Here is a 25,791-nt window from a genome sequence, read left to right as displayed (position 1 = left end):
CCATGGCCGCCATCAACCATCCCCTCGGCGGCATCGGCCGTCCCCTCGGCGTTCCGGTCCGCGGCCTCCGCATCAACTGGGGCCTCATCGCCGCCCTCGCCTTCCTGCTCTTCGCAGCCCTTCTCCCGGTCCTCCAGAACAGCTTCGTCACGTCCCAGGGCTTCGATATCCAGGCCTCGCAGCGCCAGCAGGCCAGGCTCCGCGCCGAAATCTCCCTGCTCGAAGCCGATGTTGCCCGCCTCACCTCCCAGGCTCGCATCGAGCGCCGCGCCCAGGAGATCGGCATGGTCCGGGCATCCGACCCCATTTACGTCACCGTCCAGGAACCCGGCCCGGCGCCGGCGAAACTTCCAGCAGAGTATCTCCCCGCGCCGGAGCCCAAACCCGCTCCGGCCGAACCCTGGTGGAAGTCCCTGCTGAGCTGGCGGCCCTGGTAGCCAGCACCAAACCGCCGTCGCAACCGGCGGCCGGAGGCGCGTTCGGATGACCATCCAAAAGGCGCGGCCCACCCGCCGCGTGTGGCTCCCGGCGGTGTTCCTCGGCCTCTTCGGGGCCCTCCTCGCCGCGCGCCTCGTCCAGCTCCAGGTCCTCCAGCACGATACCTACGCCGCACAGGCCCGCAGCGAACTCCTCGGCAGCTCCACCGTCTACGCCCGCCGCGGCGCCATCCTCGACCGCAACGGCGGCGTTCTCGCCGTCTCCGTCGATACCTGGGACGTCTACCTCAATACCCGGGCCTGGCGCCAGCCCGCCGACCGCGCCCGGGTCATCGAAAAGGTCGCCGCCATCACCCGCATCCCGAAAGCTGCAATCGAAGCCAGGCTGGCCGCAGCTGATGCCGTCGAGGTTCGCATCGCCATCGACCTCGACTACGAACTCGGCCTCCCGCTCATCGATGCCGACCTCCCCGGCGTCGTCCTCCTCCCCAACACCGCCCGCATTCACCCCGAAGGCGACCTCGCAGCCGCCGTCCTCGGTTTCACCGGTGTCGACAATACCGGCCTCGCCGGCATCGAGGACCGCTACAACGACCTCCTCCAGGGCCGCGCCGGTAAGGCCGTCTACGAACGTGACACCCTCGGCGACCCGATCCCCTACGGCCAGTACATCGCCACCGAGCCCGTGCCCGGCGACGACCTCATCCTCACTATCGACCGCTATCTCCAGCGCCTCGCCGAAGATACCCTCGCCGCCGCGGTCAAAGAGCACCGCGCCTCCGGCGGCACCATCATCGTGATGGACCCCTACACCGGCGATATCTACGCCCTCGCCACGCTCCCCTCCGTCCGCTACTCCACCCTCGAGGCCGACCTGGAGGCATCCACCGAGCAGAAGAGCGCCTTCAAGAACATCGCCGTCACCGATACCTACGAACCAGGGTCCGTCATGAAGGTCGTGACCGCCGCGGCCGCCATCGATGCCGGCGTCGTCACCCCGGAAACCACCTACGTGGATAATGGGGTCGTGGATGTGGAGGGGGTGCGCCTCAAAAACTGGGACGATGGCGTCTACGGCACGCAGACCATGACCGGCGTGCTCCAGCACTCCATCAACTCCGGCGCCGTCTTCATGCAGCAGAAGCTCGGCACCCGCCTCTTCCAGTCGTACCTCGAGGCCTTCGGCTTCGGAAAGCCCACCGGCATCGACCTCCCCGGCGAGGCGGCCGGCTTCTTCCGCCGCCCCGAGGACCCCGGTTACTCCCCGGTCGACGTCGCAACCCAGTCGTTCGGCCAGTCCATCAGCGTCACCCCGATCCAGATGATGCAGGCGATCGCCGCCTGCATTAACGGCGGGAACCTGGTCACCCCGCGCGTCGTCAAGGGCCGCATTCGCCCCGATGGCACCCGCATCGACCTCCAGCCCACCATCGTCCGCCGCGTCATCTCCCCCGCAGCCAGCGACGCCGTCCGCCGCATGCTCGGCGAAGTCGTCGCCCAGGACCCCGACGGCTGGGGCCGCAACCCCGTCCACTACACCGCCGGCGGCAAGTCCGGCACCGCCAACATCCCCGTCTGGGGCACCTATACCGACGACCAGCAAATCGTCTCCTTTATGGGATTCGCCCCGCTCGAGCAGCCCCGTCTCCTCGTCCTCGTCCGCCTCGACCAGAACCGCAACCTCCTGACCGGCACCCAGGCCGCCGGCCCCATCTTCGCCCGCTTCGTCGACGAAGCGCTCCGCTACCTTGGCGTGCCCCCCGAGAAGGGCACAGGGAGCGTTGCCAGGTGACCGGCCACCTCACCACGGACTTCATCGCCGAAGAGATGGCCCGCCGCGGCTACCGCGTCATTCCCGGCCTGCCCGCGGAGATCACCGGCGGCTCCGCCGACTCCCGCACCGTCCGTCCCGGCGAACTCTTCTGCGCCTTCCCGGGTGAGCGGACCCACGGCGACGCCTTCGTCGAGGACGCCCTCGCCGCCGGGGCTGTCGCGGTCATCTGCTCCCGCCCGCCCACCTCGGTCCCGTACGGCCGCACCATCGTTGTCGCACCCGATACCACGAAGGCCGTCGGCGAGCTTGCCCGCGCCTGGCGCCTCGCCTGCAATCCCCGCGTCGTCGGCGTCACCGGCACCGTCGGCAAAACCACCGCCAAGGACCTCGCTGCCGCCGTCCTCGGTCAGCACCTCCGCGTCTACAGCCGACGCGGCAACTACAACTCCCGCGAGGGGCTGCCGCTCGCCCTCCTCGGCCTCCGTCGCGACGACGAGGTCGCCGTCCTCGAAGTCGCAATGGACTCCCGCGGCGAAATCGCCTACCTCGCCTCTATCGCCCTCCCCGAGATCGGCGGTGTTCTCAACATCGGACTCACCCATATCGAAAAACTCGGCTCCATCGAAGCCATCGCCGAGGAGAAGCTCTCACTCGCCCGGGCCCTGCCCGCGAACGGCACCGCTATCCTCAATATGGATGACCCGCGCATCGCGCCCGAGGCGCGCCGACTTCCCTGCCGCGTCATCGGCTTCGGCGGGCCTGGCTCCCGCGCCGACCTCGTCGTGACCGATGCCGAAGCCCGCGGCCTCGAAGGCACCGCCTTCACCGTCACCTGGCAGGGCCGCTCCGTCCGCGTCAATTCGCCGCTCCCCGGACTGCACACCATCCCTGCCGCGCTGTTCACGATCGCCGCCGGGATCGCCCTCGGCCTCGACTTCGAGACCGTCGCCCAGTCCATCGCCGCCGCTGAACTCCCCGAGCGGCGCATCACCGTCCGCCGCAGCGACACCGGCGCGACCATCCTCGACGACCGCTACAACTCGAGCCCCGCATCCCTGGCCGGCGCCCTCCGTCTGCTCCGTGATGCCACAGGTCGGCGCATCGCCCTCCTCGGCAAGATGGCCGAACTCGGCGACTTCGAGGAGCAGGAGCATCGCGCCGCCGGCACCCTCGCCGCAGAATGCGCCGACGTCCTCGTCGCCGTCGGCGAAACCTGCCGCGCCATGGCGCAGGCCGCCCGCGATGCCGGCATGGCCCAGGTCCACTGGTTCGCCGACAAGACCGAGGCCGCCCGCTTCGTGCGCGGGATGCTCGGCCCAGGCGATACCGTCCTCCTCAAGGCGTCCCGGTCGCAGGAGTTCGAAACGATTATCCCCCTGCTGGAGGGCGAACCGTGATCCACGCCCTCTACTCGGGGTTCATCACCTTCCTCATCGCGCTGGCCCTCGGCGAACCGATCGTCCGCTACCTGCGCCGCCGCCGCATTGGAAAGCAAATCTCCGAATACCTCCCCGAGCACCAGAAGAAAGCCGGCACGCCCACCTTCGGCGGCTTCATCATCTGGCTGCCCACGCTGGTCGTTACTGCCGTCGCCGTCGATTGGTGGAACCACCAGTCCATCCTCCTGCCGCTCGGCATGATCGCCGTCACCGCCGCCGCCGGTTTCGTCGACGACCTCGGCACCCTCCAGGACCGCCGCCAGGGCGGCCTCTCCTGGCGGTTCAAGCTCGGCTTCACCGCGGTCTTCGCCCTCGGCGCGGCCATCGTCCTCTACCGCTACATCGAGGTCGAATCGATCAACATCCCCTACGTGGGCAGCTACGGCCTCGGCCTCTTCTACATCCCGCTCGCCGCCGCCATCATCGTCGCCACCACCAGCGCCGTGGCTGTCAGCGATGGCCTCGACGGCCTCGTCGGCGGCACCACGCTCATCGCCTTCATCGCCTACGGCATCATCGGCTTCATCCAGGGCCAGGAATTCGTCGCCACCTTCGCCTTCATCATCGCCGGCGCGAACCTTGGCTACCTCTGGTACAACGCCCACCCTGCCCGCGTCATCATGGGCGATACCGGGGCCCTCGCGCTCGGCTCCTCCCTCGCCGTCGTCTCCCTGATGACCGGCCAGTGGCTCCTCCTGCCGCTCATCGGCATCATCTTCGTGGTCGAAGCCGGGTCCAACATCCTCCAGATTGGCTCCTACAAACTCACCGGCCGGCGCATCTTCCGCCGCGCTCCCTTCCACCATCACCTCGAACTCATCGGCTGGGCAGAAACCCAAATCGTCACCCGCTTCTGGATCATCGGGATCGCCGCCGCGATGCTCGGCGTCGCGCTCGCGCTGGAGGTGCCGGAACGATGACCGCGCCCGCCGGCACCTCGCTCCCGCCCCTCCAGGGCCTGCCCGTCCTCATCTACTCCCTCGGCATCGAGGGCCGCGACCTGGCCCGCTGGCTTGTCGTGCACGGCGCACGGGTTACCATCTCCGACACCCGCAGCGAAGCCGAGCTGGCCGCCGCGGGTGCTGCTCCGCCAGAGGGCGTCGAACGGGTCGTCACCGGGCAGCCGCTCCTCGACCCTGCAGGCTTTGGGCTCGTCGCCGTCTCCCAGTCCATCCTCCGCTACAACCCGGCGCTCGCCCGGGCGCGCGAACTCGGCATCCCCATCACCTCGCAGATGCGCCTCTTCCTGCAGCTCTGCCCGGGGCGCACCATCGGCATCACCGGGTCGAGCGGTAAGTCGACCACGACGGCGCTCGTCGGCGCCATGGCCCGCGAAGCCGGCATCGAGTTCGTCCTCGGTGGCAACATCGGCGAGCCGCTCCTCGCGCGCCTCGACGAAATCCGGCCATCCACCACGGTCATCCTCGAGATCAGCCACACGCAGCTCCAGTACACCGACCGTTCGCCGCACATCGCCGCTGTCACGAACGTCACCCCCAACCACCTCGACCAGTTCTCCTGGGACGAGTACGTCGGCCTCAAGCGCAACCACATCGCCCACCAGTCCCGCGACGACATTGCCGTGCTCAACCAGGACAACGCCGTCACCCGCGCGTTCATGGCCTCCGTCCGCGGCCGGCTCGTCGCTACCTCGATCGAGGCGCCCCTCCAGCTCGACGGCGCCTTCATCGAGGGCGGCGAAATCGTTTTCAGGCGTGGCTCGCGGGTCACGCCGGTCGTACCGGTCGCCGAGGTCCGCCTCCGCGGCCGGCACAACCTCGCCAACGCCGTGATGGCCTGCGCAATAGCCGCCGAAGCCGGCTGGCCCGTCACCGCAATGGCCCGCGCCATCCGCACCTTCGCCGGCGTGCCCCATCGCCTCGAAGTCGTCGGTCGCGCTGGCGGCGCAACCTGGGTTAACGACTCCATCGCCACGAGCCCCGAGCGGACCGTTGCCGGCCTCCGCGCCTTCGACGAGCCCGTCGTCCTCCTCCTCGGCGGGCGCGACAAGCATCTCCCGCTCGACGTGCTCCAGGAGGCCGCCGCCCTGCGCTGCCGGGCCGTCGTCTGCTTCGGCGAGGCAGGGCCCCTCTTCCACGCCGCCCTCGCCGGCCGGGTGGAAACGGCCCTCCTGGTCGACGCGCTCGAGGATGCCGTCCAGGCGGCGGCCGGGCTCGCCCGTCCGGGCGATGTCATCCTCCTCTCGCCGGCCGGCACCAGCTTCGACCGCTACTCCAACTTCGAAGCCCGGGGCGAACACTTCCGCCAGCTGGTCCGCCAGCTCCCGGGCTTCACGCCGGAGGTGTCGCCATAGCTGCCCGCACTGGTGAATGGAACCCCGGCCGCCCGGACTACCTCCTCGTCGCCGTCGTCGCCCTGCTGACGGCCTTCGGGCTCGTCGCTGTCTACAGCGCGTCGTTCGTCCGCAGCCTCGTCGATTTCGGCGACCCGTACTCCTTCGTGCTCCGCCAGGGGATCTGGGCGTTCGGCGGCGCCATCGGCATGTTCGTCATGGCCCGGCTCGATTATCGCCGCCTCCGGCCGCTCGCCGTGCCGCTCATGGGCGTGACCATCGCCCTCCTCGTCGTCGTTATCGTCATGGGCGTCGAGGGCGGCGGCGCGCGCCGCTGGATCGGCGTCGGCGAACTCACCCTCCAGCCGGCCGAATTCGCCAAGCTGACGGTCACCATCTACCTTGCGGCCTGGCTCGCCTCCCGCGGAGGCAGCCTCCGGAGCTTCGAACACGGTCTCGTGCCGTTTGTCCTCATCATCGGCACCGTCAGCGCCCTCATCCTCCTCCAGCCGAACCTCGGCACCACCCTCATCATCCTCGCCATCACCGTCACCATGTTCTGGGTCGCTGGCGCGACCTTCCTCCAGATGCTTTCGCTCTTCGGCAGCGGCCTCGTTGCCATCACCGTGCTCGCCCTCGGCGCCGGCTACCGGGCAGAGCGCATAACCGCCTTCCTCCACGCCGAAAAAGACCCCGACGGCATCGGCTTCCAGACACTCCAGGCGCTCATCGCCATCGGGAACGGCGGCGTCACCGGCCTCGGGCTCGGCGCCAGCCGTGCCAAGTTCTTCTACCTCCCCGAAAGCCACACCGACGGCATCTTCGCCATCATCGGCGAGGAGCTCGGCCTCCTCGCCGGCCTCTCGCTCCTCCTCCTCTACATCCTCCTGATGATCCGCGGCTACCAGGTGGCCCGCCGCGCCCGCGACGAATTCGGCCAGCTCGTCGCGACCGGCATCACCACCTGGGTCGCGGTCCAGGCCTTCCTCAACATCGGCGGCATCCTCCGCGTCATCCCGCTCACTGGCGTTCCCCTCCCGTTCGTCAGCTACGGGAGCAACGCGCTCGCCGCCCTTCTTCTCGCCATGGGGGTGCTCGTCAGCATCTCCCGCTACGGCAACGACCGCGGCGGCTACCTCGACCAGCACCCCGTCGATCGCCGGCCCCGCGGCGCCATCATCCGCAGGGAGCAGGAGCCGTGACGACGATCGTCCTCACCGGCGGTGGCACCGGCGGCCACCTCTACCCCGCCATCGCGGTGGCCGGCGCGCTCCGGGCCATGGAGTCCCCGCCCCGCCTCGTCTTCCTCGGCCCGGCCAATCGCGGCGAACGCGCCACCGTCGAGGCGGCCGGCCTCGAATTCCATGAGGTGCCCGCCGCGCCCATCCGCGGGCGAACCCCCGTCGGCCTCGTCCGCAGCCTTGCAACGCTCACCCGTGGGACCCTGGCGGCGCTCCAGCGCCTCCGCCGGCTTCGCGCAGATGCCGTCTTCAGCACCGGCGGCTATGGGAGCTTCCCCGTCAGCCTCGCCGCCTGGCTCCTCAGGCGGCCGCTGGTGGTGTTCCTCCCCGACGTCGCGCCCGGCCTCGCGGTCCGCGCGGAACGCCGCTTTGCGACCCGGCTCGCGACCACCACGCCCGCCGCCCTGTCCCACCTGCCGGCCGGCAGGACCGCCGTGACCGGCTACCCGGTCCGGCCCGAGTTCTTCATCCTCGACCGGGCTGCCGCTCGCTCCGCCGTCGACGTCCCCCTCGCCGAGCCCCTCGTGGTCGTCGCCGGCGCGTCGCAGGGCTCTCGCGTCCTGAACGACGCGGTCCTCGCCGCGCTCGAGGCGGTGCTGCACCGCGCCCACCTCATCCATGTCACCGGCCAGGCCGGCCTCGAAATGGCGGAGCGGGCCCGCGCCGCGCTCCCGCCCCACCTCGCCGGCCGGTACCGGCCCGCGGCCTTCCGCCCCGACCTCCCGGCCGTCATGCTCGCCGCCGACCTCGGGGTCGTCCGCGCCGGCGCATCAATCCTCGGCGAGCTCCCCGCGGCCGGCCTCCCGGCCATCCTCGTGCCCGGCACCTTCGCCGGCGCCCACCAGCGCGAGAACGCCCGCTGGCTTGCCGACCAGGGCGCCGCCGTCATCCTCGAAGAGTCGGACCTCGGCGCCCTCGGCGGCCGCATCGCCGAACTCCTCGACGACCCGGCCCGCCTCGAGGCGATGCGTGCCGCAGCCCGCGCCCTCGCCCGGCCCTCGGCCGCCGCCGATATCGCCCGCCTGGTCATGGAGGTTGCCCGGTGACCGCCCCCGGCCTCCGCGGCCCGGTCCACCTCGTCGGCATCGGCGGCATCCACATGTCCGCCATCGCCATCCTGCTGCTCGAACGCGGCATCCCGGTCACCGGCAGCGACCTCCGCCGGTCGCACCTCACGGACGACCTCGAGCGTCGCGGCGCCCGTGTATTCGAAGGCCACGCCGCCGGCAACCTGCCTCCTGGTACCGCCCTGGTCGTCGCCACGGCCGCCGCCAAACCCGACAACCCGGAGCTGGTCGAGGCGCACCGCCGCGGCATCCCGGTCTTCCTCCGCGCCGAGATGGTCGCCCGGCTGCTCGAAGGCAAGCGGCTCGTGGCCGTCGCGGGCTCCCACGGCAAAACCACGACATCGTCGCTCATCGCCTTTATCCTCGCCCGCGCCGGCCGCCAGCCCATGTACCTCCTTGGCGGCGAATGCCCCGACCTCGGCGGTCACGCCGCGTGGGGCGCCGGCGACATCGCCGTCGTCGAAGCCGACGAGTACCGGCGCGCCTTCCTCGAATACACGCCCGACATCGCCGTCGTCACCACCGTCGAGCCCGACCATCTCGACGACTTCGGTACGCCCGAGGCCTACGTCGAAGCCTTCCTCGCCTTCGGCCGGCGGGTCAGGCCGGGCGGCCTCCTCCTCGCCTGTGCCGATGACCCCGGCGCCCGCCTCGTGAGCGACGTCCTGGGCGATGAACCGCTCCGCCACGAAACCTACGGCACCGAAGGAACCCGCTACTGGCGCGCGGCCGCTATCGAACTCGGCCCGGCCGGCGGGCGCTTTACCCTCGAACGCGGCGGCAGGCCCATCGGCACGTTCGAGGTCCGCGTCCCGGGCATCCACTTCGTCCGCAACGCCACCGCTGCCGCCGCCGTCGCCCTCCACCTCGGCGTCCCCTTCGACGCCGTCCGCGAGGCCGTGGCCGCGTTCCGCGGCGCCCGCCGCCGCTTCGAACCCGTCGGCGAGGCCAGCGGCATCACCGTGATGGACGACTACGCCCACCACCCCACCGAAGTGCGCGCACTCATCGCCACCGCGCGCGCCGCCTTCCCCGGCCGGCGCCTCATCGGCATCTACCAGCCGCACACCTACAGCCGCATCGCCTACCTCTGGGACGAGTGGCTGACCTGCTTCGCCGGGCTCGATGCGCTGGTCGTGGTCGAAACCTACGCCGCCCGCGAGTCCCCCGAGGCCGGGCGTTCCGCCGCCGACCTCGCCGCCGCCATCGCGGAGCCGCCCGCGCGCTACGCCGCCGATTTCGATGCTGCCGTCCGCCTCGCCCTTGAAACCGCCCGGCCCGGCGATGTCGTCTTCACCATCGGCGCCGGCGACGTCAACGAAGTCGGGCCGCGGCTGCTGGAGGCCCTCCAATGAGCGCCATCGAACGGCTCGCCGCCGAGGTCGCCCGGCTCGGGGAGCTCCGCACAGCCGAGCCCCTCGCCCGCCACACCACCTTCGGCGTCGGCGGCCCGGCCGACCTCTTCCTCACCGTCCGCTCGGCCGATGCCCTCGCCGCGGCCTCCGCTGCCGCCGCTGATGCCGATGTGCCGGTCTTCATCCTCGGCTCCGGCAGCAACATCCTCGTCGCCGACGCCGGCATCCGCGGCCTCGTCATCGATAACCGCGCCCGCGCCGAGTTCCTCGATGGCACCACCGTCCGCATCGAAAGCGGGGCCAGCTTTGCCGCCTTTGCCCGCCGGATGTGCCGCCGCGGCCTTGATGGCCTCCCCTGGGCCGTCGGCATCCCCGGGACGCTCGGCGGAGCGGTCGTCTACAACGCCGGCGCCTACGGCGGCTGCCTCGCCGATGTCCTCCGCCGCGTCCGCGTCCAGCTTCCCGGCGGCCGCGCCGAGTGGGTCGATGCCGCCGACCTCCACCTTGTCTACCGGGGCAGCCGCTTCACTCGCGGCGAACTCCGGGGCCGCGCCGTGCTCGAATGCGAACTCGAACTCGCCCCCGGCGACCCGGCCGAACTCCTTCGCCGCGCCGCCGCCTACGACGCCAGGCGGCTGGCAGCCCAGCCCCGCGGCCGCAGCGCCGGCTCCACCTTCAAAAACCCGCCCGAGGCCCCGGCCTGGAAGCTGATCGACGCGGTCGGGATGCGGGGGATGCGCCGCGGAGACGCCGCCATCTCCGAAAAGCACGCCAATTTCTTCGTCAACGAGGGCAATGCAACCGCCGCCGACCTCCGCTGGCTCATCGAAGAGGCCCGCCGGCGCGTCTTCGAGACCTTCGGCATCACCCTCGAACCCGAAGTCGAGTTCGTGGGGGCGTGGACATGACCCGCAAACGCGTCGCCGTCATCTTCGGTGGCCGCTCCGGCGAGCACGAAGTCAGCATCGTCTCGGCGCGCAGCGTCATGGCCGCCCTCGACCCCGCCCGCTGGGAGGCCGTCCCCATCGGCATCTCCCGCTCCGGCGATTGGCTCACCCCGGACGAAACGCGCCATGCCCTCGAATCCGGCGCCCGGGCCTTCCACGGCCTCGGCCGGCCCCTCCTCAACGCCGCGGAGGCCCTCGCCGCCCTCGCCTCCTGCGACGTCGCCTTCCCGCTCGTCCACGGCACCTTCGGCGAAGACGGCACCCTCCAGGGCTTCCTCGAAATGGCCGGCATGCCCTATGCCGGCGCCGGCGTCGCCGCCTCCGCCATCGGCATGGATAAGGCGCTCATGAAATCGATCTTCCGCGAAGCCGGAATTCCCGTCGCCCGCTATTCCGTCATCCGATCATGGGAGTATACACTTCACCAAAATACGTCTATGGCCCTCATCGACGACGCGATCGGCTACCCCTGCTTTGTTAAGCCGGCCAACGGCGGCTCGAGCGTCGGCATCACCAAAGTCCGCTCCCGCGAAGACCTCCCCCGCGCCTTCGCCGCAGCGTTCGCCTACGACGACAAGGCCGTCGTCGAAGAGGCCATCACCGGCCGCGAACTCGAATGCTCGGTTCTCGGCAACGAACACCCCGAAGCCTCCGTCGTGGGCGAAATCGTCCCCGACCGCGAGTTCTACGACTACGACTCGAAGTACGACCCCGCCTCCAAAACCGAGCTCTACATTCCCGCCCCCATCCCCCGGGCCGTCGCCGACGACGCCCGCGAGCTCGCCCTCCGCATGTACCGCGTCATGGGCTGCGAGGGCTACGCCCGTGTCGACTTTTTCCTCACCCCGGGCGACCGGCTCATCGCCAACGAGGTCAACACCATCCCCGGGTTCACCAGCATCAGCATGTACCCCAAGCTCTGGGAGGCCTCCGGCCTGCCCTACCGCCAGCTGCTGACCCGCATCCTCGAGCTCGCCTTCGAACGCCACACCCGGAGGCCGCGGCCATGATCATCCGACGCAACCGCGGCCCACAGACCGGCGTCGTCCGCCGCATCGTCCGCCGCACCCGGCCGGCTGTCGGCGAGGCGCGCCCGCGGACCATCGTCCGCAGGAGCCAGTTCTCCATCGGCGAAGGCGTCGTCGCGCCCCGCGCCTGCCCGCGCTGGCGCCCCGGCCGGCGGCTGCTTGTGCTCGCGGCCTCATTCGCCCTCCTGGCAGGGCTCGTCGTCGGGGGCATCTGGGTCTACCGGGCGCCCTACTTCCGCGTCTCAACCGTCGAAGTCGTCGGCACCCAGCGGATGTCCCCGGGCACGGTCGTCAGCCGCGCCGGCATCCTCGGCGAGAGCATGCTCACCGCGGACCTCGCCGCCGTCCAGCGATCTATCTACGAGCTGCCCCTCGTTGCCGCCGTCCGCGTTGAGCGCGACTGGCCTTCCACCATCCGCATCGTCATCGAGGAGCGCCGCCCCTGGGGCACCTGGGAGCAGGCCGGAGTCGACTACCTGATCGACCGCGAGGGCGTCGTCCTCGCCGTCGGCGAACGGCTCGAGCCCGGCGCCCCCGCCATCCGCAGCTCCGAGCCCGGCACCCGGCTCGTCGGTGACCGCGTCGACTACCAGGCCGTCGATGCCGCCGCCGAAATCTACGAGCGCCTCCCGCGCCAGCTCGGAACCACCGTCGCCGAAGTCGCCTTCATCAAGGGCAAGGGCGTCCAGGTCACCACCGCCGACGGGCAAATCGCCCTTTTCGGCGACTCCAGCTCCATCGCCTACAAGCTCGCCGTCTGGGCCGCGCTCGCCGCCGAAGCCCGCCAGCGGCACATCGCCTACACCATCGTCGACCTGCGCTACGGGAACCGCCCGGTGCTGCAGTAGAGGAAGCGAGGAAAAGGGGAACCATGCGTCGACGCTCCACCGTAGCTGCCATCGATGTCGGCTCAACCAAGGTCGCCGTTGTCGTCGGCGACATCTCCGAAACCGGTGAAACCCGCATCCTCGGCGTCGGCGTCGCGCCGGCTGCCGGGCTCTCGCGCGGCGTCATCGACAACATCCAGAGCGCCCGCGAAGCCATCGCCATCGCCGTCGAAAAGGCCGAGCAGGCCTGCGGGATGCGCATCCTCTCCGCCGTCGTCGGCATCTCCGGCGGCCACATCTCCAGCCAGAACAACCGCGGCATCGTCGCCATCCCCGACCGTACCAGGCCCATCTCCGCCGACGACCGCGCCCGCGTCCTCGAGGCCGCCGGGCAAATCGCCATACCGACGAACCGCCAGGTCATCCACATCGAGCCGCGCGCCTACTGGGTCGAAGGCACCGAGCCCGTCAGCGACCCGGTCGGCATGTATGGCTCCCGCCTCGATGCCGAAGTGCACATCGTCACCGGCGCCGTCTCGGCCATCCAGAACCTCACCAAGTGCGTCGAAGGCGCCGGCGTCCAGGTCGACGAAATCATCCTTGAAAGCCTCGCCTCCGCCGAAAGCGTTCTCACCGAGCAGGAGAAGCAGCAGGGCGTCGCCCTGGTCGATATCGGCGGCAGCACGACTTCCATCGCCGTCTTCGACGAAGGCGCCGTCGCCCATACCGCCTGCCTCCCCATCGCCGGCTCCCACCTCACCGCCGACCTCGCCCGCGTGCTCCGCTGCCCGTGGGAAAGCGCCGAGACCGTGAAGTGCACCGTCGGCGCCGCCTACGCCGACCCCTCCATGGCCGGCGAAACCGTCGAGATCCAGGTCTTCGGCACCCAGGCCACCAAGCACGTCCCGCTTGACCACGTCTGCGCCATCCTCCAGGCCCGAACCGAGGAGATCCTCGAGATGGTCGGCGTCGAATTGAAGAGGGTCGGCTACCTCGACCGCATCGCCGCCGGCCTGGTCCTCACCGGCGGCAGCAGTCAGCTGCGCGGCCTCCCTGAGGTCGCCGAATCCCGGCTCGACCTCCCCGCCCGCCTCGGCCGTCCCCACGGCTACACCGGCCTCTCCGACCTTATCGGCACCCCCGCCTTCGCGACCTCCATCGGGCTCGTCCGCTACGCCCTCGCCCACCGCGCACGGCCCGGTGAACTTCCCGGCCCCGCCTTCGACACCCGGGGCCGCGGGCTGCTCGACCGCATCCTCAGCATCGGGAGGTCGCTCATTCCCCAGTAACCCGCAGCCGAACCACCACCCAGCGCCATCCTCAGCCTCATTCGTCAGAAGGGAAGGACAACCGACATGAGCATGCGTTACGACACCGACCTGCTGCCCGACATCAAAGTCATCGGCGTTGGCGGAGGCGGCTGCAACGCCGTCAACCGGATGGTTCGCGCCAAGATCCCCGGCGTCCAGTTCATCGCCTGCAATACCGACGCCCAGGCGCTCGCCTCCTCCGAAGCGCCGACCCGCCTCCGCATCGGCGAAAAGCTCACCAAGGGCCTCGGCGTCGGCGGCGACCCCACCCGCGGCGAGCGCGCCGCCGACGAAAGCCGCGACGAAATCTACGACCTCCTCCGCGGCACCGAAATGGTCTTCGTCACCGCCGGCATGGGCGGCGGCACCGGCACCGGCGCCGCCCCGATCGTCGCCGAAATCGCCAAGGACTGCGGCGCGCTCACCATCGGCGTGGTCACCAAGCCCTTCCCCTGGGAGGGGGCCCGCCGCATGAAGCAGGCCGAAGAGGGCATCGCCCGGCTCCGCGACAAAGTCGATACCCTCATCGCCATCCCGAACGGCCGCCTCATCGAAATCTGCCCGCCGAACGCCACCGTCGAAGAAGCGTTCGAAACCGCTGACGACGTCCTCCGCCAGGCCATCCAGTCGATCTCGAACATCATCAGCCAGAACGGCTCCATCAACCTCGACTTCAACGACGTCCGCACCATCATGAGCGAGGCCGGCCCCGCCCTCCTCGCCGTCGGGAAGGGCTCCGGCGAAAACCGCGCCGTCGAGGCGGCCCGCGCTGCCACCCAGAGCCCCATCCTCGACCAGTCGATCGAAGGGGCGCACAGCGTCCTCTTCAATGTCACCCACAGCGGCAGCCTCGGCCTCCGCGAGCTCGACGCCGCCGCCCGCACCATCGCCGAAGTCGTCGACCCGGCCGCCAACATCATCTTCGGCACCGTCGTCGACCCCCGCGTCGGCGACGAGGTGCACATCACCGTCATCGCGACAGGCTTCACCCCGCGCGTCGCCACCATCGGCGACCCCGTCGAGTCCTCGGCAACCCGCCTCCGCGAATTCAACCTCCCCGGGGTCAGCAGCATGGAAGACGCCGAACTCCCCGCCTTCCTCCGCCGCAACCTCCGCTCGCTCAACCTCGAACGCGACGAATTCGGCCGCGTCGCCCGGCTCAAGTAGCACGCAACAAAAGAGGCTGAAAGGAGGCAACTACCTAACCGAACGCGCAAAAAGCCCGGAAGGACACTCCCCTCTCGGGAAGCGGGGGCTCGGTGCAATGGGAGATGGCATCGAGCCCCTGGCTTTTTCCGCGACGGCTACCCCGCCGGTAGCTGCCCCGCTTTCAGCCGGACGCGTAACGTAACACACCCGTCAAGCAAAAGACCAGAGAGTTTCCGCAATTCTGCCTATCGCAGGTCGTCGATTTCTCCACCGGCAGCCGCCCCCTCCTCGAACCCGGCGCAGGCCAGCACCGGCAGCGAAGGGTACTTCCGGAACCGCGGGTCGACCTTCGACCGCTCGCACATCCAGAACACCGAGCCCTTGCCGCTCACCACGCGCCGGCTCCACCGGCACGCCGCACACAACCCCACCCTCGTCAGGTCGCTGCCTGCCATCGCCCGCGGATCATCGCACCGCCGCCCCCCAACCTCCATCCTCCCCGCTCCCCGCTCCCCGCTCCCCGCTCCCCGCGCCCTGCTCCCCGCTCCCCGCTCCCCGCTCCCTGCTCCCCGCTCCCTGCTCCCCGCTCCCCGCTCCCTGCTCCCCGCTCCCCGCTCCCCGCTCCCCGCTCCCCGCTCCCGGTTCGTATATCATCCGCGCACTGTATCCCACGCATGGAGCACTTCTATGGCCGGAGCCCTCGAAGGCGTGCGCGTTCTCGATTGCACCCAGATCATCGCCGGGCCGCTCGCCGCCTCTCTCCTCTCGGAAATGGGCGCCGATGTCGTCAAGGTTGAGCCCCTCGAAGGCGAACCCTGGCGCCTCCAGGCCGAAATCATCCCGAAGGAGAGCAAGAACTTCCTCGTTCAAAATCGCGGCAAGCGCGGCATCGCCCTCAATTTCAAGGATCCCCGCACCGGCCCCATCCGCGACCGCCTCATTTCCTGGGCCGACGTCCTCATCACGAACTACCGGCCCGGCGTCCCCGAAGCGCTCGGCATCGACTACGATTCCGCACGCCGCATCAACCCGGCCATCATCTACGCCGAGAACACCGCCTTCGGCAAACACGGCCCCGACGCCATGCGCCGCGGCTACGACATCGTTGCCCAGGCCATGAGCGGCCTCAGCACCTCCAACCCCAACCTCCAGAACGGGCTCCCCATGCCGGTCGCCTTCGCACCCGCCGATGTCGTCACCGGCTTCGCCCTCGCCTGGGCAATCACCGCTGCCCTCTACCACCGCCAGCGCACCGGAGAGGGCCAGGCCATCAGCTCCAGTCTCCTCCTCTCAGCCCTCGCCCTCCAGGCCGGCTCCCGCGAAATCGCAGCCATCGATGAGCCGGTCCGCCACGAAAAGCTCGCCCACCTCGCCGAGGCGCGTGCCCGCGGGGCCTCCATGGCCGAGATCATCGCCGAACGCCGCCGCTTCGCGCCTGAGCTTTCCGGCAACATCTACTACCGGCCCTACAAGACGAAGGACTCCTACATCGTCGTGGGCTGCCTCGGCCCTGGTCCCCGCGCGCGCTTCCGCGAGGCGCTCGGCATCACCGACCCGCGCTACGAGCCCGGCTTCGACACCTCCCGCCTCACCGAAGTCGGCGCCGAGCTCGTCCGAATCTGCGAAGAGAAGTTCCTGCAAAAGACGAACGAAGAGTGGCTCGCCTACCTCGACGCGTTCGACATCGCCTGCGGGCCGGTGCGGTTCGTCGAAGAGCTGTTCGATGACCCCCAGGTTGTCGCCAACAACTACATCCAGGAGTACGACCATTCCCTGCTCGGCCCGATGCGCGGACCTGCACCCGTGGTCCAGATGAGCGCAACCCCCACCCGCATCAAGCGCGCCTCGCCGGCCCTCGGAGAACACACTGACGATGTCCTCGCAGAGGTCGGCTACTCGCCCGCCGAAATCGCCGCCTTCAGGGAAAACGGCCTCATCGGCTGACCCGGCGCCGCCAGACCGGCTGTTCCCGCAGTAACGCAACAGGAAGGAGAAGCACATGGCAAACGTGCCTACCGTCCATTCCGCAGCGCCGCGGGTTCCCCGTGCGGGCCTCCTGGTCCTCGCTGCCGCCTTCGCAGTCGCTGTGCTCGCAGCGTCGCGTTCAGCGTGCTCCGCTCAGGCGGAGCCGACCAGTCGCGCCCGGTTGCGGACCACGCGCTCGCCGGCTCCCACGACATGACGAAGGCCTTCGCCGAACTTGCGCAGCGCGCCGGCGTCGATGCCGCACTCCCGGCCGCCTCCCGGGGCCTCTCGCTCTGGGCCGTCGCCCTCGAACCCGGCGCCCCGGGCGCGGCCGCCGGCACCCTCGTCCTCGACTACTACGCGGGAGCCAAACCTCCAAAGGAGCTGACGGACCTCGCCGGGTATGCCGGGCCGCGTGCCCAGGTCATCTACCGGTCCGGTGCTGCTGTCCCGGCCGGCACCGGGTCCGCGGTCATCGGTGGACGGGAGGTGGCCGTGCAGCGGGCCGAATCCGGCGCAGTCTACTACGTCCCCTCCGGCGGGCTGCTCGTCGAAGTGCGGAGCTGGTCGACCGGTTCGCAGCCGGCGCCCGCCGACGATGACCTCGCGCCGCACATCGCGTCCCTCAAGTAACCCCTGCCCTCGGTGAACGGTCCCCTGCGCCGGGGCCGGCTTGCCGGCCCCGGCGTATGCCGTTTACAGGATGAGCATCGCGTCGCCGAAGCTGTAGAACCGGTACCGCTCCCGCACCGCGGTCCGATACGCCTCCATCACGAAGTCGTACCCGGCAAACGCGCACACGAGCATGAGCAGGGTCGACCGCGGCAGGTGGAAATTCGTCATCAGCACGTCGACCGCCAGGAATTCGTCGCCCGGCAGAATCTTCAGCGAGGTCCAGCCCGCGTACGCCCGGATCTCCCCGCACTCCCGCGCGACGTGCTCCAGCGTCCGCACAACCGTCGTGCCGATTGCCACCACCCGCCGGCCTTCCGCGCGCGCCCGCCGGATTGCGGCAGCCGCCTCCTCCGGGATCGTCACATGCTCGGCGTGGAGGTCGAACTTCCGCGGGTCGTCCACGTTCACCGGCTTGAACGTCCCGGGCCCCACCTCGAGCGTCACTGCCGTCCGTTCGATTCCCCGCTCGCGCAGCCGCTCCAGCAGCTCCGGCGTGAAGTGCAGCCCCGCCGTCGGCGCCGCCGCGCTCCTCGCCTCCCGCGCATACACCGTCTGGTACCGTTCCGGGTCGCCGCGGAAGTTCCTGATATACGGCGGCAGGGGCACCTCGCCCACCCGCGCCGGGTCGAACGGCCGCTCGAACTCCAGCACAACCGTCTCTCCCGAGCGCCCGGCGCACACCGCCTCCAGTGAGCCCTCGTGCGTATCGAAGACGAACCGCCGTCCCTCCGCAGCCCGGCGCGCCGGCTTCATCAGCACCTCCCACCGCGTATCGGTGAACGGGCGCACCAGCAGCACCTCCACCGCCCCGCCGGTGTCTGCCCTGCGCCCGAACAGCCGCGCGGCCATCACACGCGTGTCGTTCACCACCAGCAGGTCGCCGGGGCGCAGCAGCTCCGGCAGGTCGCGAACCACCCGGTGGGCAATCGTCCCGGCTGCCCGGTCGAGCACCATGAGCCGCGCAGCATCCCGCGGCTCCGCAGGCTCCTGCGCAATCAGCTCCTCCGGCAGGTCGTAGGCAAAGTCGTCGGTTCGCATGCTCCTCCCGGGATTGCGCCTTCAGGCCGCGCGATTTACGGTGCCCCCATGGCGCTCGACCCCGCCCGCGGCGACGGGCACGACCCCGCAGACTCCGATATCCCCGAGTCTACCCTCGCCATAGAGCGGAGCGCGATCCGCCGCGTGACCGCCGAACAGGTCGATATCTCCCGCTCTGCCGTGGCTGTCGCCACCTTCGACCGCGGTACCATCCGCCAGTCCGATGCCGGCATGGTCGTCGGCCGCTCCGTCGCCGTCGACGAGGTCCGCGTGGGCGTGCTCATCTCCCCCGTCGTCCGCGGCGAAGTCCATACCCTGCTCGACATGCGGTCCGCGGTCGCTATCGGCTTCGGGATGGTGCTGGGGAAGCTGTTCGTTTCGGCCGTACGGGCGCTTGCCCGGAAACTGCTTCCCTGACCTCGTCCAGCGCTATGACCGCCCCGTTCGCTGCGTCAGTCCGCAGCTGACCGCACGCCGCCGAGATCTCCGTCCCCTTCTCCACCCGCACCGTGCAGTTCACGCCCGCCTCGCGCAGGATCCGCTCGAACGCGAGCACCCGCTGCCGTGATGGCCGCCGGAATCCGCCGGCCGTCGGGTTGACCGGGATGAGGTTCACGTGCGCGCCTGTCCCGCGCACCAGCCGCGCCAGCTCCGCCGCGGTCGCATCGCTGTCGTTCTCTCCCGCGATGAGTGCGTACTCGAACGTCACGCGCCGCCCCGTGGCCGCCAAGTACCGTTTCGCCGCCGCCACAATCTCGCTCACCGAGTTCGGCCCCGCTGTGGGCACCAGCCGCCTGCGGAGCGCGTCGTTCGGCGCGTGCAGCGAAATCGCAAGGCCGACCTGGAGCCCTTCGCCCGCCAGCCGGTCGATCCCGCGGATGACGCCGACTGTCGAAATCGTGATGTGCCGCTGCCCGATGCCGAAGCACCGCGGGTCGGTCAGCACCCGCACCGCCCGGATCGTCTCGCCATAATTCGCCAGCGGTTCGCCCATCCCCATGAACACGATGTTCGTCACGTGCTGGCCCCGCTCATGGAGCAGCCGCGCGACGTGGACGACCTGCGCAACAATCTCGGCCGCCTTCAGGTTCCGCTCGAAGCCCATCTGCCCGGTCGCGCAGAACACACACCCCATCGCGCACCCGGCCTGCGTCGAAACGCACACGGTCGAGCGCGGATGCGCCCCCGGCCTGGCCGCCGGGTACTGCATCAGCACCGTCTCGATGAGCGTCCCGTCGCCCAGCGCGAGCAGCAGCTTCGTCGTCAGGCCGTCCTCGCTCACCACCCTGCGCACTTCCCGCGCCGGCGAAAGCTCCAGCCGTTCCGCCAGCCAGCCCCGCAGCTCTTCCGGCAGCTGCCGAATCGCAGCAAACTCCTCCGCAAACCCGCGGTAGGCCGCACGGAGCACCTGGTCGGCCCGGTAGCGCGGCGCGCCGCCCTCCGCGAGCAGCGCTTCGAGCTCCGCCGGGAGCATGCCGTACAGCGATTGCCGTCCCCCGCTCATGCCAGCACCGCATCCGGCGCGAGTCTGCCGCGCTCCCCGGCCACGAACGCGCGCCCGCTCATCCGTTTTCCCCCCGGGCGCTGCACCTCTGTGAGCACCAGCCACCCGTCGGCAAACCGCACCGCAGGCTCGCCGTCGACCACCGCCATCGCCCCGGGCGCCGCCTCCGGCCCCGCGGCGACCCTGCCCCGCCAGCACTTCAGCGGCTGGCCCCGGTAGATGATGTACGCCCCCGGCCACGGGTCGTAGGCGCGCGTCGCGCGCTCAGCCTCGGCCGCCGTCATCGTCGCCCGCAGGTGTCCATCCTCCTTCCGGATCAGGCCGCAGGTCGTCACCTGCGACGGGTCCTGTGGCTCCGCGGTCACCCGCCCGGCGAGCCAGTCGGGCAGCACACGGACGAGCTCGCGCGCGCCGAGCTCTGCCAGCCGCGCCTCGAGCGAACCCGTCGTGTCCGTCGGGAGGATCGGCTCCTCCGCGCGTGAAATGACCGGCCCTGCGTCCATCTCGAGGACCATTTCCATGATGCTCACACCGGTGATCGTATCACCTGCGAGAATGGCCGCCACCACCGGTGATGCTCCCCGCCACCGCGGCAGCAGCGACGCGTGCACGTTCACAAATCCCCGGCGGGCGGTGTCGAGCACCCCCTGCGGCAGAATCTTCCCGTAGGCCGCCACGACCGCGGCATCCAGCCCGAGCGCCGCCAGCTCCTCCCGGAACGCCGCACCTCGGACCGACGTCGGCTGGATGACCCGGAGCCCAAGCTCCTCGGCAGCCACCTTCACAGGCGGCGGTGTCAGCCGCCCCCCGCGCCCCGCCGGCCGGTCGGGCTGCGTCACCACGAGGACCAGCTCGTACCCCGCCGAGGCCAGCGCACGCAGCGAAGGCACCGCAAAGGCCGGCGAGCCGAAGAACGCCAGCCGTGCGCTCATCGTGCCCACCGGTGCACGTCGACGAAGCGGCTCGCGCTCGTGAACAGCACACCCGGCTCGGCGTTGCGCAGCCAGCCCGGGTGCACGACGACGGCGCCCGTCGCCCCCAGCACCAGGCTCGGCTGGATCCCCTGCCAAACGTCCTGGATCTGCCGGTAGGTGTCGAGCCGAATCTCCGGGTCAGTCGACGTTCGGCCCCGCGCGATCAGGTCGTCAATGACCGCATCCTCGAAATTCGCCAGGTTCAGCCCCGCGGCCCCCAGCTGCGAGCTGTGCCACCCGAAGTACAGGTCCGGGTCCGGCCCCTGGTCCCAGAACACCACCGCCGCCTCGTACTTCCGCTCCTGGAGGAAGTCGCGCCGCAGCACCGAGAAGGTCGTGCTCGCCACCGACGCCCGGATGCCCAACGGCTCGAGCTGGCGCGCGACCGCGTTCGCCAGCGCGACCCGCTCCGGCGCGTTATCCGTCCGGATCGTGAAGCGGAACTCCTGCCCCTGCCGCACCAGGATCCCCGTCGTCGGGTGCGGCGTCCAGCCAGCCTCCTGGAGCAGGACCCGTGCCCGGCTCAGGTCAGGGGCAATCACGTCGGCGTCGGGATCGTACGCCCACGTCCCCGGCACCACTGGTGACGCCGTCGCCGTCCCCACGCCCTGGAAGACCTCGTCCAGCAGCTGCTTCCGGTCCACCGCCAGCGAAAGCGCCTGCCGCACCCGCTCGTCGCGGAACAGCGAGTTCGAATTGTTCAGGTACAGCATCGCCAGCACCGGCCTCGTCGCGACGCTCACCTGCTTGCCGCCCACCTCGCGGACGTCGTCCAGCTCTGCACGCGTCCGCGGGCCGCGCAGGTAGACGCCGTCGGTCTCGCCGGCTGCAAACGCGCGGATCGCCTGCGGCTCGTCCGGGTAGAACCGCAGCACGATCCGGTCGATGCCCGGGCGCCCGAGGTAGTACGACGTGTTCGCCGCCAGCGTCGCTGCCTGCGCGTCCAGCGACTCCAGCCGGTACGGCCCGCTGCCCACCGGGCGCGCATTGAACGGGTCGCTCTCGAGCGCCTGCGCCCCCTTGCCGCCCAGCAGGTGCTCCGGCAGGATGCCCACCGTCGCGCTCCGCGAAAGGAAGGGCGCAGAGGGCTGGCGCAGCCGGATCACCACCGTGCTGTCGTCCGGCGTCTCCACCGTCACCCCGTTCCACCCCTCGGCCATCGCCGGGTCATCGAAGTCCGGGTCCTGCAGCAGCCGCACCGTAAAGGCCACATCCCTGCTCGTGACCGGCTCGCCGTCGTGCCAGCGCGCGTTCGCGCGGATGCGGAAGGTATACGTTGTGCCACCGTCCGAAATTTCCGGCAGGTCCGCCGCCAGGTCCGGGATCACCTTCCCGTCCTTCGCGGCCCGCACCAGCCCGGAGAACACCAGCGCCGAGAGGTCCGCGTCCACCTCGTTCGCGCCTGCGAACAGCGGGTTGACCCGCTGCCAGGTGCCCGCCACCGCCTCGCTGTAGGTGACCGCGCCGGGCAGCACGACCGTGTCGTTGCCCGAAACCCGCAGACCAAGCGCGATGCCCGCCGCAAGCATCGCCGCCGCGATGCTGCCGATGACCACGAACGCGAGGCGCGGCCGCGCCTGTCCGTTCGCTTCCATCAGCCCGCTACTGCCACTCCACGCTCAGGAACGACACAAAAATGAACACGATGACCAGCAGGATCGTCGCCTGGAAGAGCGTCCGCTCGAGCCCGCGCTTCGTCCGGTAGACCGACCCGCCCGACATCCCCCCGAGCGCCGCGCCGAACCCGCTGCCCTTCACCTGGAGCAGCACAACAAGAATCAGCAGCGCAGAAACGAAAATCTGGAGAAGGTTCATCAGCATGGAAACCTACCGTACCAGCGCGACCGGCTCTTCCGGGGAAAGCGCCCGCCGCGATGCAAGGTTCAACGTATCGCGCTGATCGTACAGCCGCATGATCGTAGCCGCGAGCTTGTGCGGGTCGTGCCGGTAGCGATTCTCCTCGGCAACGACGTCCGCCTCAATGACCCGGATCCCCGGGTGCGCCTGGAGCTTCTCCATCGACACGCGCACCGCCTCCGCGTGCCACGCCTCCGGCAGCTCCGGCGCAATGTTGTTGTTCGCCAGCACCACCTGCACGATGCCCTGCCCGGCGTGCCGTTCCAGCGCCTCGACGTGCTCCGCAACGCCGAAGCCGTCGGTTTCGCCGTGCTGGGTCGCCACGTTGCATACAAACACCCGCAGCGCCGACGTCTGCTGAACCGCCTTGCGGATGCCCTCGACCAGCAGGTTCGGGAGCACGCTCGTGTACAGGCTGCCCGGCCCAATCACCACCATGTCGGCGTCGAGGATGGCCCGCACCGCGTCGGGGTGCGCCTCAGCGTCCGGCGGATTCAGGTACACCTCGCGGATGGCTGCCCCGCGCTCCGTAATGTTGTGTTCGCCGTGGACAACCTCGTCCTCGTGCGTCCGCGCGCTCAGCGTCACATCCTCCAGCGTCGAAGGCAGGATCGTGCCCCGCACGTTCAGCACCCGGCTCGCCTCGTGAATCGCCGCCTCGAAGTTCCCGGTCACCTCCGACATCGCCACGATGAACAGATTGCCGAAGGAGTGTCCCTCCAGTCCCGTCCCGGCCGTGAACCGGTACTGGAACAGCTTCGACATGAGCGGCTCCGCCTCGGCCAGCGCGGCGATGCACTGCCGCAAATCGCCCGGCGCCACCACGCCGAACTCCTGCCGCAGCCGCCCCGTGCTCCCGCCGTCGTCCGCTACGGTGACGATGGCAGTCAGGTTGCTGGTGTAGTTCTTCAGCCCCCGCAGCAGCGTCGAAAGGCCCGTCCCGCCGCCGATCGCCACAATCTTCGGCCCGCGGCTCAGGAACCGCTTGGCATAAATCGCCTCGGCCAGGTTCTGCTCGCGCCAGTCCGGCCGTACGAAGGCGTACAGCAGCGACTGGTTCAGCTTGTAGACCGCCAGCCCAACCGTCCCCAGCGAGGCGGTGATGAACAGCAGGCCGCGCATCCACCGCGGGATAAACTGGAGCGTCAGGTAGTAGAAGATTCCCGGCAGCGGCGCCTGCAGGTACGCCTCCCGCAGGATGTACGCAATGCCCAGGCCCATCAGGACCACGCCGAACAGCAGCAGCACCAGCCACCGCTTGATGTGCATCCCGGGGTAGAGCCACTTGAGCGCGGAGTGGTCCCGGACGCGCTTCCAGCTCATGGCCGGCAAGTGTACCACCCGGTGCCGAGAGTCCCTGGACATCTGCTCATTGCTGCAGCTCCCTCTCCAGCAGCTCCTGCACCACCTGGGCATTGGCCCGCCCCTTCGTCTCCCGCATCACCTGCCCGATGAGGAACTTGATCGCCGTCGCCTTCCCCGCGTGGAAGTCCGCCACCGCCCGCGGATTCTCCGCGATCGCTTTCCGAACCAGCCCGGTCAGCTCGTCCGCGCCGCTGATCTGCGCGAGCCCCTGCCGCTCGATAATCGCCTCGGCCGATTCGCCCGTGGCCACCATCTGCTCGAAGACGTCCTTCCCGACCAGTGCGGTGACCGTCCCGTTCGCCACCTGCTCGATCAGCCCGGCCAGCTGCTCCGGCTCCAGCGGGAACCGGTCGATTTCCGCCTGGTTCGCGTTCAGCCACCGCGCAACCTCGCCGAGCATCCAGTTTGCCGCCAGCTTCGCCCTGCGGGCGTCATCGCCGCTCAGGGCAGCCATCAGCCGCTCGAAGTACTCCGCCCGCGGGCGCTCCTCCGCCAGCGTCGCCGCTTCGTAGTCGCTCAGGCCGAGCCCGCGGTACCGCGCGATCTTCGCCGCCGGCAGCTCCGGCAGCCGCGCCCGCACCCGCTCGATGAACGCCGCTCCCAGCTTCAGCGGCGGCAGGTCCGGCTCGGGGAAATACCGGTAGTCGTGCGCGTGCTCTTTGCTCCGCTGGCTCAGCGTCATCTGCCGCTCGTCCGACCACCCCCGCGTCTCCTGCTCGACCTTCCCGCCCGCCTCCAGCACGCCGATCTGCCGCCGCTCTTCGTAGAGCAGCGCATCGTGCACAGCCCGGAAGCTGTTCATGTTCTTGATTTCAACCTTTGTCCCGAAGGCCGTCTCGCCCTTCCGCCGCACCGAGATGTTGGCATCGCAGCGGAAGTTCCCCTCCTCCATGTTCGCGTCGCTCACCCCGATGTACCGGAGCACCTGCCGCAGCCGCACAAGGTACTCCCGCGCCTGGGCCGCACTTCGGATGTCCGGTTCGCTCACAATCTCCATCAGCGGCGTCCCGGAGCGGTTCACATCGATCAGGCTGTACGCCTCGCCTGTCACCGGGTCGACCCGGTGGAGCAGCCGGGCGGTGTCCTCCTCCATGTGCACCCGGGTGATGCCGATCCTGCGCTGCTTCCCCTCGACCTCGATCTCCAGCCACCCGTCACGGCAGATCGGCAGGTCGTACTGCGAAATCTGGTACCCCTTCATGAGATCCGGGTACGGATAGTTCTTCCGGTCGAACTTGCTGAACGGCGCGATCGTGCAGTTGAGCGCCAGCCCCGTGAGCACAATCCCCTCAATCGCTTTCTCATTGATGACCGGAAGCACCCCCGGCATTCCGAGGCAGACCGGGCAAACATGGGTGTTCGGCTCGGCGCCCGCATAGTCGGCGTTGCACCCGCAGAACATCTTGCTCGCGGTCTTCAGCTGGCAGTGCACCTCGAGGCCGATGACGACCTCGTAGTCAGTCGCGATGGCGGTCACCCATTCTCCTCCGCCGTATCGGCACCTTCCGAGTATAGGCACGCCGCCCCCAAGTGGTAACCCGGCAAA

23 protein-coding genes and 1 pseudogene are annotated in these 25,791 nt (G+C 69.9%); 16 read left to right on the top strand and 8 right to left on the bottom strand.

What is annotated here, in order from left to right:
- Window positions 1-2 precede the first annotated feature (2 nt).
- From Tbon_RS01965 to ftsZ, 13 genes are all read left to right on the top strand, one after another.
- Window positions 3-437 carry a septum formation initiator family protein gene (locus Tbon_RS01965; RefSeq protein ID WP_158066049.1) on the top strand — a complete coding sequence of 145 codons (435 nt, stop codon included), beginning with the start codon at window positions 3-5 and terminating at the stop codon, window positions 435-437.
- Window positions 438-483: 46 nt separating this feature from the next.
- Window positions 484-2,229, top strand: a complete 1,746-nt coding sequence (locus Tbon_RS01960) for a peptidoglycan D,D-transpeptidase FtsI family protein (RefSeq protein ID WP_158066048.1) — start codon at window positions 484-486, stop codon at window positions 2,227-2,229.
- Window positions 2,226-3,608, top strand: a complete 1,383-nt coding sequence (locus Tbon_RS01955) for a UDP-N-acetylmuramoyl-tripeptide--D-alanyl-D-alanine ligase (protein ID WP_158066047.1) — start codon at window positions 2,226-2,228, stop codon at window positions 3,606-3,608. The genes Tbon_RS01960 and Tbon_RS01955 overlap by 4 nt, the downstream gene beginning before the upstream one ends.
- The gene (gene mraY, locus Tbon_RS01950) at window positions 3,605-4,570 is read left to right on the top strand and encodes a phospho-N-acetylmuramoyl-pentapeptide-transferase (RefSeq protein ID WP_192498056.1); all 966 of its coding nucleotides are present in this window, start codon (window positions 3,605-3,607) and stop codon (window positions 4,568-4,570) included. The genes Tbon_RS01955 and mraY overlap by 4 nt, the downstream gene beginning before the upstream one ends.
- Entirely contained in the window at window positions 4,567-5,964 is a 1,398-nt protein-coding gene (murD, locus tag Tbon_RS01945; protein WP_158066045.1) for a UDP-N-acetylmuramoyl-L-alanine--D-glutamate ligase, read from the top strand. Before mraY ends, murD begins: the two co-directional genes overlap by 4 nt.
- Window positions 5,961-7,145, top strand: coding sequence for a putative lipid II flippase FtsW (gene ftsW, locus Tbon_RS01940; protein ID WP_158066044.1), 1,185 nt, complete (start codon window positions 5,961-5,963; stop codon window positions 7,143-7,145). The genes murD and ftsW overlap by 4 nt, the downstream gene beginning before the upstream one ends.
- Window positions 7,142-8,230 (top strand): UDP-N-acetylglucosamine--N-acetylmuramyl-(pentapeptide) pyrophosphoryl-undecaprenol N-acetylglucosamine transferase, encoded by a 1,089-nt coding sequence (locus Tbon_RS01935; RefSeq protein ID WP_158066043.1) that lies wholly within the window; start codon window positions 7,142-7,144, stop codon window positions 8,228-8,230. The genes ftsW and Tbon_RS01935 overlap by 4 nt, the downstream gene beginning before the upstream one ends.
- On the top strand, window positions 8,227-9,606 hold the full coding sequence (gene murC / locus Tbon_RS01930) for a UDP-N-acetylmuramate--L-alanine ligase (RefSeq protein ID WP_158066042.1): 1,380 nt from the start codon (window positions 8,227-8,229) through the stop codon (window positions 9,604-9,606). Before Tbon_RS01935 ends, murC begins: the two co-directional genes overlap by 4 nt.
- Window positions 9,603-10,514, top strand: coding sequence for a UDP-N-acetylmuramate dehydrogenase (gene murB, locus Tbon_RS01925; RefSeq protein ID WP_158066041.1), 912 nt, complete (start codon window positions 9,603-9,605; stop codon window positions 10,512-10,514). Before murC ends, murB begins: the two co-directional genes overlap by 4 nt.
- Window positions 10,511-11,563 (top strand): D-alanine--D-alanine ligase family protein, encoded by a 1,053-nt coding sequence (locus Tbon_RS01920; RefSeq protein ID WP_158066040.1) that lies wholly within the window; start codon window positions 10,511-10,513, stop codon window positions 11,561-11,563. Before murB ends, Tbon_RS01920 begins: the two co-directional genes overlap by 4 nt.
- Entirely contained in the window at window positions 11,560-12,429 is an 870-nt protein-coding gene (locus Tbon_RS01915) for a cell division protein FtsQ/DivIB (RefSeq protein ID WP_158066039.1), read from the top strand. The genes Tbon_RS01920 and Tbon_RS01915 overlap by 4 nt, the downstream gene beginning before the upstream one ends.
- A gap of 23 nt (window positions 12,430-12,452) precedes the next feature.
- Window positions 12,453-13,697, top strand: coding sequence for a cell division protein FtsA (ftsA, locus tag Tbon_RS01910; protein WP_158066038.1), 1,245 nt, complete (start codon window positions 12,453-12,455; stop codon window positions 13,695-13,697).
- 66 nt (window positions 13,698-13,763) lie between these two features.
- Window positions 13,764-14,885, top strand: a complete 1,122-nt coding sequence (ftsZ, locus tag Tbon_RS01905) for a cell division protein FtsZ (RefSeq protein ID WP_158066037.1) — start codon at window positions 13,764-13,766, stop codon at window positions 14,883-14,885.
- A 227-nt stretch (window positions 14,886-15,112) separates the two neighbouring features.
- On the opposite strand, the gene Tbon_RS01900 is transcribed toward ftsZ, so the two are convergent.
- Window positions 15,113-15,322, bottom strand: a complete 210-nt coding sequence (locus Tbon_RS01900) for a hypothetical protein (RefSeq protein WP_225734674.1) — start codon at window positions 15,320-15,322, stop codon at window positions 15,113-15,115.
- 232 nt (window positions 15,323-15,554) lie between these two features.
- On the opposite strand from Tbon_RS01900, the gene Tbon_RS01890 reads away from it, so the two are divergent.
- Together Tbon_RS01890 and Tbon_RS01885 are read left to right on the top strand one after the other, a co-directional pair.
- Window positions 15,555-16,811, top strand: coding sequence for a CaiB/BaiF CoA transferase family protein (locus tag Tbon_RS01890; RefSeq protein ID WP_158066036.1), 1,257 nt, complete (start codon window positions 15,555-15,557; stop codon window positions 16,809-16,811).
- Window positions 16,812-16,976: 165 nt separating this feature from the next.
- Window positions 16,977-17,465 (top strand): hypothetical protein, encoded by a 489-nt coding sequence (locus Tbon_RS01885; protein ID WP_158066035.1) that lies wholly within the window; start codon window positions 16,977-16,979, stop codon window positions 17,463-17,465.
- A 63-nt stretch (window positions 17,466-17,528) separates the two neighbouring features.
- On the opposite strand, the gene queA is transcribed toward Tbon_RS01885, so the two are convergent.
- On the bottom strand, window positions 17,529-18,545 hold the full coding sequence (gene queA, locus Tbon_RS01880) for a tRNA preQ1(34) S-adenosylmethionine ribosyltransferase-isomerase QueA (protein WP_158066034.1): 1,017 nt from the start codon (window positions 18,543-18,545) through the stop codon (window positions 17,529-17,531).
- A gap of 48 nt (window positions 18,546-18,593) precedes the next feature.
- Between queA and Tbon_RS01875 the strand changes: the two genes are divergently transcribed.
- Window positions 18,594-18,962, top strand: a complete 369-nt coding sequence (locus Tbon_RS01875; protein WP_158066033.1) for a hypothetical protein — start codon at window positions 18,594-18,596, stop codon at window positions 18,960-18,962.
- A gap of 34 nt (window positions 18,963-18,996) precedes the next feature.
- Here Tbon_RS01875 and rlmN read toward each other — a convergent pair.
- The 6 genes and pseudogenes from rlmN to gatB all read right to left on the bottom strand — a co-directional run.
- A pseudogene (rlmN, locus tag Tbon_RS01870) lies at window positions 18,997-20,049 on the bottom strand (23S rRNA (adenine(2503)-C(2))-methyltransferase RlmN); the annotation flags it as partial.
- Complete coding sequence (gene fmt, locus Tbon_RS01865) at window positions 20,046-20,981, bottom strand: methionyl-tRNA formyltransferase (protein ID WP_158066031.1); 936 nt, start codon at window positions 20,979-20,981, stop codon at window positions 20,046-20,048. The gene fmt and the pseudogene rlmN, both read right to left, overlap by 4 nt.
- Complete coding sequence (locus Tbon_RS01860) at window positions 20,978-22,618, bottom strand: peptide ABC transporter substrate-binding protein (RefSeq protein ID WP_158066030.1); 1,641 nt, start codon at window positions 22,616-22,618, stop codon at window positions 20,978-20,980. The genes fmt and Tbon_RS01860 overlap by 4 nt, the downstream gene beginning before the upstream one ends.
- A 7-nt stretch (window positions 22,619-22,625) precedes the next feature.
- Window positions 22,626-22,844, bottom strand: coding sequence for a preprotein translocase subunit SecG (gene secG / locus Tbon_RS01855; protein WP_158066029.1), 219 nt, complete (start codon window positions 22,842-22,844; stop codon window positions 22,626-22,628).
- 6 nt (window positions 22,845-22,850) lie between these two features.
- The gene (locus Tbon_RS01850; protein ID WP_192498055.1) at window positions 22,851-24,203 is read right to left on the bottom strand and encodes a gluconeogenesis factor YvcK family protein; all 1,353 of its coding nucleotides are present in this window, start codon (window positions 24,201-24,203) and stop codon (window positions 22,851-22,853) included.
- A gap of 46 nt (window positions 24,204-24,249) precedes the next feature.
- Complete coding sequence (gene gatB / locus Tbon_RS01845; RefSeq protein WP_225734673.1) at window positions 24,250-25,722, bottom strand: Asp-tRNA(Asn)/Glu-tRNA(Gln) amidotransferase subunit GatB; 1,473 nt, start codon at window positions 25,720-25,722, stop codon at window positions 24,250-24,252.
- Window positions 25,723-25,791: the final 69 nt, after the last annotated feature.

This window comes from Tepidiforma bonchosmolovskayae (assembly GCF_008838325.1).
Classification (GTDB): Bacteria; Chloroflexota; Dehalococcoidia; order Tepidiformales; family Tepidiformaceae; genus Tepidiforma; species Tepidiforma bonchosmolovskayae.
Note: the sequence above shows the minus strand (reverse complement) of the source record. Positions and strands in the feature narration are given on the sequence as shown.